The sequence below is a fragment of the Henriciella sp. genome (assembly GCF_049649345.1).
Taxonomy (GTDB): domain Bacteria; phylum Pseudomonadota; class Alphaproteobacteria; order Caulobacterales; family Hyphomonadaceae; genus Henriciella.
In genome coordinates, this window is the sequence record NZ_JBARZC010000631.1 from 1 (window position 1) to 6,829 (window position 6,829).

Consider the following 6,829-nt stretch of genomic DNA (forward strand, 5'->3'; position numbering starts at 1 on the left):
CCTTGTGCTCAGCCGCACCGATGCGCTCGGCCTGCCGGCGATCTCGCCGCGCGGGGATGCCCGGCGCGGCGGTCATGTCAGCGTTACCCATGCGCACGGCTATGAGATCGTCCAGGCGCTTATTGCCCGTAAAATCATTGCCGACTTCCGCGCCCCCGACACAATCCGCTTCGGCCTAGCCCCGCTCTATCTGAGTTTTGCGGACGTATGGGATGCCATGGACGAGCTTGCGGACATCGTGGAATCGGCCAGCTGGAAAGATCCGGTCTTCAGCAAGCGCGCTCAGGTAACATAAGCGTTGACCGGCCCACCCGGCATTTCTGCCGGGCGGCCCGGCCTGCCCCGTCGATGCTGATGCCCAGCCTCAAAAGGAGGTAAGGAAGACCGCAATCAACCAGACCGTCCCCGAGAGGAGGAAGGGCGCTGCTGCGTTTCTGGCGATCTTTCTCAGCCTCGACATGCCACCCACGTGAACGTAACCCCCACGCCCGTGACGATAATCGAGAGAGCCTGCTCGCCGCATCCTTCATTTGAAGGATAAGAGTCGACTCCGGCCCTTCTGGATGAAATAAACCACCAGTAGAACCCCTTCGCCGGAGACCTGGAAGACGTGAAGGATATCGAGCGCCATTTTCTCGACGGGATTTTCGATCCCGCAGCCCAGCAGGCGGCGCTGCGCCATATTGCGGACGAATGCGACGCCCGCGCCGCCCATCTCATGGTTGCAGATGGTGCCCGAAATCTTCTCCAGTCGACATTTACGTGCGAGGTCGATCCCGACTTCGCCCAGCTCGAACACGACTTTCAGCCGATTAATCCGAGAGTGGCCGCAATCCCCTTCATGAAGGCTGGGAAGGCGTCGCGTGACAAGGATTACATCACAAGGGAAGAAATCGCGCGCGACCAGACCTATCAGGAGCTCATCCTGCCCATGGGGTTCGGACACATGTCGGCTGTGCCTCTGCTGAATAATGCGCGGGGTACGGCCGGAATTGCCCTGCACCGCAGCATGGAGGAAGACGAGTTTTCAGACGAGACCGCAGAGCGCCAGGAGCAGCTTGTACGCGCCGCGCTGCCGGCCCTCGATCTCGCCGCAAAGCTTGAGCATATGCAGGCCCGCACCCTGCTCGCAAAACTGGCAGACCACGTCATCGCGTTTGTCACGAGCCGGGCCGGCTGGATCCTCGAGGCGTCCGACAGTGCCGACCTGCTTTTCTCGATGCGGATACTGAGACGGCTGCCAGACGGGCGGTTCGCGTTTTGCAACCGGCCCGACCAGATCGCTTATGAACGTCTGACCGGTGCATCGCAGCCCGCGAGCGGACGCTTTGTCTGCCGCGGCAGGGCACCGGCTCATACCTGGCTTTGCACCGTCTACCCTGTTCCATGTTTTGGTGCGATCGAGGTTTCAGGGCCGATCCTGGTGACCTTCGAGAGAGCCGGCGGCGCGCGCGCACTCGACAAAAAGCTTGCTGCGGCGGTCTTCGGCCTCACCCGTGCGGAAGCGGACATTGCGAGCGAGCTGATGGCTGGACAAAGCCTGGCAGACATCGCGACTGCCCGCGGCATCGCCATCTCGACAGCCCGAACCCATCTTGCCCGCCTCTTCTCAAAAACAGGCACGACCCGCCAGCCCGAACTGGTGCTCGCCCTGTCAGACCTGCTGGAGCGCAGACCAGGCTGAAATGCAGAAAAACTGGCGACCCCGGCGCGATTCGAACGCGCGACCTACAGATTAGGAATCTGTTGCTCTATCCTGCTGAGCTACGGGGTCAGCCTGTAAGTGCGATAGCGTGTTTTGGCGAAAGGATGAAGGGTGGGCAAGCGGCTTGTAGTGTCATTGCTGGGCCTTGCGCTGATGATGGGCGCAGGCTGCTCGAAGGGCGGGCCGCTTGAAGATATGGCGGAAGGCGAGACAGGCCGCGTTGTGCGCGTCATCGATGGCGATGCGCTTGTCCTGGACACTGGCCAGAGCGTGCGTCTGGTTGGCATTGAGGCTCCTGTCTTGAAGCCTCGCTATGGCGACCCTGAGCCCCATGCCGAAAAGGCCGCCCGCGCGCTCGAAGACCTCGCCATGGGCCGCCGCGTCCGGCTGCATTATCCGGGTCTCACGCGTGACCGCTATGACCGCGCCCTTGCCCATATTGCGACAGCCGACGGGACAGGGCCGGACTACTGGATAAATCTGGAGCTTGTTCGCCAGGGCCATGTCCGCGTGCGGCTTTACCCCGATACAGACCGCGGCGGCGAAACCTTGCTGGCGGCCGAGGCTGAGGCCCGCCGCGAAAGGAAAGGCCTGTGGGGACTATCTTACTACCGCCCGGCCCAAGCGTCTGCACTTCAGGCGGACGGCCGCGGCTTCCAGCTCGTTCGCGCAAGGCTCGCGGAGAAGACGGGTCTGCCTGACGAGTGGGAGCGCAAGACGCTGTGTTCATGGGCGCTGGCTGACAGCGCCCTTGTCGTCGATGTCGAGTTTACCGCGCGTGCGCTGTGCGACATTGATGCCGGCGCAGAGGTCATCGTGCGCGGCTGGATACAGGATCAGCGGATGGAGCTTGTCCACCCGCTGCATCTTCACCTGGTCGAGCCTGAGGCGCCCTAACCGGCGATATATTGCGCGCCATTCACCGTCATGGTTGCGCCCGTGATGAAAGCCGCATCTTCAGACGCCAGAAAACCGCACATGGAAGCGATCTCTTCAGCTTTGCCGAGGCGGCCGACCGGGATTGTGCCGATAATGCTTTCGAGCACTTTCTCAGGCACGGCGCGGACCATTTCAGTGTCGATATAGCCCGGGCAGACGACATTGACGGTAATGCCTTTCTTGGCGCCTTCCTGGGCGAGCGCCTTGGTAAAGCCGATCAGGCCGGCCTTGGCGGCAGAATAATTTGTCTGCCCGAACTGGCCCTTCTGACCATTGATCGAGGAGATGTTGATGATACGGCCCCAGCCGCGCTCGCGCATGCCATCCCAGACCTGGCGGGTGACGTTGAAAGCCGAATTGAGGTCGACATCGATGACCTTGTCCCACTGTTCCTTGGACATCTTGTGGAAGGGCGCATCCCAGGTGATGCCAGCATTGTTGACCACAATTTCGACGGGGCCGAGATCGCTTTCGATGGCCGTGAGGCCCTCGCCGACAGCGTCATAGTCGGCCACATCGAACTTGTAGCACTTTACCCCGAGCTCCTGCTCGCAGGCTTTTGCAGCCTCCTCGTTTCCCCCGTAATTCGCGGCGACCTCAAATCCCTTTGTCTTCAGATGCTCGCTAATCGCCTTGCCAATTCCCCGGGTTCCGCCCGTCACCACTGCTACACGCGCCATTTATTCCTCCAAAATTGCTGCGCAGCAAAAATTTTGCTGCGCGCGCTCAACTTGATGTAAGCATGCTATGTATAAAATAGGCGCAGAGATTTGAAAGCAAGGCTATTATTTGCCTTACGTCTCGCGTCAAAACGAACAAACTCGCCGCACTCAGGCGAAGACAAGGGCATGAAATGGCAAAAGGTAACGGATCCGGCGGCACAGTTGTGATCAAGAAATATGCGAACAGACGGCTCTATGACACGTCGACCTCTTCCTATGTGACGCTCGACCATCTGGCGGATCTGGTGAAGCGGGGGGTCGACTTTGAGGTTCGCGACGCGAAGACAGGTGAAGACCTGACCCGCGCGGTCTTGACCCAAATCATTTTCGAGCGCGAAACCAAGGGCGACGGCGCCCTGCCGCTCTCCTTCCTGCGCCAACTCATCGGCTTTTATGGCGGAGGCTCGCAGAGCATGCTGCCAGCCTGGCTTGATATGAGCATGAACAGCTTTGCCGCCAGCCAGGAGAAGCTCAAGAAAGCGATGGGCGGCGCGCATCCAATGGCGTTTTTCGAAGCCCATGCGCGGCGCAATATGGATATGTTCGAGCAGGCGATGAAGGCATTCACGCCAAACATGCCCGGCATGACCACGCCGCCGCCCGCCGCAGCCAGCGAAACCGAAGAGACACCGGAAGAGGCGCCGGCGGATGACGAGCGCGATGCCGCTATGACGGCCCTTAAGGCTCAGATGAAGGTGATGCAGGACCAGCTGGAATCGCTGTCCAAGAAATAAGCGAAGCTGACTGTGAAGGGTGCGGGCTCTAGAGCGAGCCTGCCCCGATCACTTCGCCATGATTGCGCGTCTGCACGATGACCGCGCAGCTGGTCTCGCACTCATAGCCATAGGTCACACGACCACCGGTCCAGACGCCGAGCAGTTTGGCGCTGACGACCGGATTGACCATGCCGGTCTGATTGGCCTCGCCTGAAAGATATTTCACAAGCCGCACTTCGGCGGGCTCGCTGATGTCGCCGTCGAGCGCGAAACCGCCCTTAAAAGGCATGATTTCAACATTTCCGGATTTGGTCTTCTCCGTATTGGAAATGTTGGCCTCGACCGTCTGGCGTTTGGTGGCCGGACACTGCTTTGCGCCGTCATAGACCGATTGCGGCGTGTAAGGCGCGCGCAGCCCGAGGCGCTCTGTATAGGCTTTCTGGCGCTCGCTCGCATCCGGGATCGCCATCGGGTCGGGCTCGCCGATATAGTCCCAGTAATCGACCGACCAGGTCAGGATGAGCACATCACCGAGATGATCGGATTGAACGTCCCGCAGCGTCTTGTGCGCCTTCGGACAGGCCGTGCAGTTCTGCGAGGCAAACAGCTCGACCAGAACAGGCCGGTCTGCGTGCGCGGAAAAGCCCGGCGCAAGAAGGCAGGCGAGAAGGATAAGGACCCGGATCATCCCGCGTCCCATATCGCCAAGTTGTGACAGTTTTAAATCACTCTGTTGTGAACACACAGACAACGCGCCCCGAGAGGCGCGTTGTCCACAGTTTCCATACAGATTTTCTAGGCCGCTTCGCGGGCGAGGTTCCGCAGCACATAGTGGAGAATGCCGCCATTGCGATAGTAATCGAGCTCGTTCTCGGTATCGATCCGCACAATCGTATTGGCGGTCACCTTGGAGCCGTCCTCGCGGGTGATCTCGACGTCCATCTTCTGGCGTGGCGTGATGCCTTCAATACCCGTGATGGTCACCTGCTCCTTGCCGGTCAGGCCGAGCTCCTTGGCGCTCTGGCCTTCAGCGAACTCAAGCGGCAGGACACCCATGCCGATCAGGTTCGAGCGGTGGATCCGCTCAAAGCTGCCAGCGATGACGGCGCGTACCCCGAGCAGGATCGTGCCCTTGGCGGCCCAGTCGCGCGAAGACCCGTTGCCGTAAAGGTCGCCTGCGAACACGACCAGCGGCGTATCGGAGGCCTCGTATTCCATCGCGGCGTCATAGATCGCCATCTGGTCGCCGTCCGGATAGTGGACCGTCACGCCGCCTTCGACGCCCGGCACCATCTGGTTCTTGATCCGGATATTGGCGAACGTGCCGCGCATCATGACTTCATGATTGCCGCGGCGCGAGCCGTAGGAGTTGAAATCCAGCGGTGAGACCTGATGTTCCTGCAGGTATTCGCCAGCAGGGCTGGACGCCTTGATCGAGCCGGCCGGTGAGATGTGGTCAGTCGTGATCGAGTCGCCGAAGACAGCCAGGACGCGCGCGTCGATGATGTCTTCCTGCTTGTCGAGATCGAGGCCCATGCCTTCAAAGTAAGGCGGGTTCTGAACATAGGTCGATCCGGGCGGCCAGCTATAGGTCTGCCCGCCGGACACCTCAATGCCCTGCCAGAGCTCGTCGCCCTTGAAGACGTCGGAATAGCGCTCGCGGAACATGGCGGGCGTGACCGCGTCAGCCATGATGTCAGCGATCTCTTTAGAGGTCGGCCAGATGTCCTTCAGATAGACGTCATTGCCGTCATTGTCCTTGCCGAGCGGTTCGGTCGCGACATTGCGGTGCATCGAGCCGGCCAGCGCATAGGCAACGACCAGCGGCGGCGAGGCGAGATAGTTGGCGCGCACATCCTGGCTGATCCGGCCTTCAAAGTTGCGGTTGCCCGAAAGAACCGAACAGGCAACGAGGTCATTGTCGTTGATTGTCTTGGAGATCGGCGGCGGCAGCGGGCCGGAATTGCCGATACAGGTCGTGCAGCCATAACCGACAAGGTTGAAGCCGAGGGCGTCAAGGTCATCCTGCAGGCCCGCGCGCTCCAGATAGTCGGTCACAACCTGCGAGCCGGGGGCGAGCGATGTCTTCACCCATGGCTTGACCTTGAGGCCCTTCTCGCGGGCCTTGCGGGCCACCAGACCGGCCGAGATCAGCACGGACGGGTTGGACGTATTGGTGCATGAGGTTATCGCGGCGATCACCACCGACCCGTCATGGATGTGGTAGTCGCTGTCCGGGACAGCGAATTTCGGCACGCCATAATCCTCTGGCTCTGTGTAGGCCATGTTCGCGCCTTCATCCTCGAAGCGCGCTTCGCCGGTGGATTCCGGGGTCTTGTCCTCGGAAACACCGCCGCCCTTGATGACTTTCACGTCCTTGCGGAACTGCTCTGGTGCAACGTCGAGCAGGATCTTGTCCTGCGGGCGCTTCGGGCCGGAGATACACGGAACGACGGTCGACAGGTCGAGTTCGATCGTATCGGTAAAGACAGGGTCCGGCATGTCGTCGCGCCAGTAGCCCTGCGCCTTTGTGTAGGCTTCGACCAGTTGAACGCGGTCTTCTTCGCGGCCCGTTGAGCGAAGATATTTCAGCGTCTGCTCATCGGTCGGGAAGAAGGCGCAGGTCGAGCCGAATTCGGGCGACATGTTGCCGATGGTGGCGCGGTCCTCGAGAGTGAGGTGGTCGAGGCCGGCGCCGTAGAATTCGACGAACTTGCCGACCACGCCCTTCTGGCGCAGCATCTGGG

At 60.7% G+C, this 6,829-nt stretch carries 6 protein-coding genes, 1 tRNA gene and 1 pseudogene; 4 read left to right on the top strand and 4 right to left on the bottom strand.

Features of this window, described 5'->3' with window-relative positions; genetic code table 11:
* Positions 1–295, top strand: a pseudogene (locus tag WA989_RS17445) (kynureninase); the annotation flags it as partial.
* A gap of 315 nt (positions 296–610) precedes the next feature.
* On the top strand, positions 611–1,684 hold the full coding sequence (locus tag WA989_RS17450; protein ID WP_424341750.1) for a helix-turn-helix transcriptional regulator: 1,074 nt from the start codon (positions 611–613) through the stop codon (positions 1,682–1,684).
* Between the two features lie 13 nt (positions 1,685–1,697).
* Here WA989_RS17450 and WA989_RS17455 read toward each other — a convergent pair.
* Positions 1,698–1,774: transfer RNA gene (locus tag WA989_RS17455), tRNA-Arg, on the bottom strand.
* A 60-nt stretch (positions 1,775–1,834) separates the two neighbouring features.
* Between WA989_RS17455 and WA989_RS17460 the strand changes: the two genes are divergently transcribed.
* A complete protein-coding gene (locus WA989_RS17460; RefSeq protein ID WP_424341751.1) occupies positions 1,835–2,602 on the top strand; it encodes a thermonuclease family protein in 768 nt (255 codons plus the stop codon).
* On the opposite strand, the gene phbB is transcribed toward WA989_RS17460, so the two are convergent.
* On the bottom strand, positions 2,599–3,324 hold the full coding sequence (gene phbB, locus WA989_RS17465) for an acetoacetyl-CoA reductase (RefSeq protein ID WP_424341752.1): 726 nt from the start codon (positions 3,322–3,324) through the stop codon (positions 2,599–2,601). The two genes, WA989_RS17460 and phbB, sit on opposite strands and share 4 nt — an antisense overlap.
* 173 nt (positions 3,325–3,497) lie before the next feature.
* Here phbB and phaR point away from each other — a divergent pair, with 173 nt between their 5' ends.
* Complete coding sequence (gene phaR, locus WA989_RS17470; protein ID WP_424341753.1) at positions 3,498–4,100, top strand: polyhydroxyalkanoate synthesis repressor PhaR; 603 nt, start codon at positions 3,498–3,500, stop codon at positions 4,098–4,100.
* A gap of 28 nt (positions 4,101–4,128) precedes the next feature.
* Here the strand turns inward: phaR and WA989_RS17475 are convergent, their stop codons facing one another.
* Both WA989_RS17475 and WA989_RS17480 read right to left on the bottom strand, forming a co-directional pair.
* Complete coding sequence (locus WA989_RS17475; RefSeq protein WP_424341754.1) at positions 4,129–4,770, bottom strand: DUF1223 domain-containing protein; 642 nt, start codon at positions 4,768–4,770, stop codon at positions 4,129–4,131.
* A 107-nt stretch (positions 4,771–4,877) separates the two neighbouring features.
* Positions 4,878–6,829 (bottom strand): aconitate hydratase (locus WA989_RS17480; protein WP_424341755.1); only part of this gene is annotated, 1,952 nt, incomplete at its 5' end.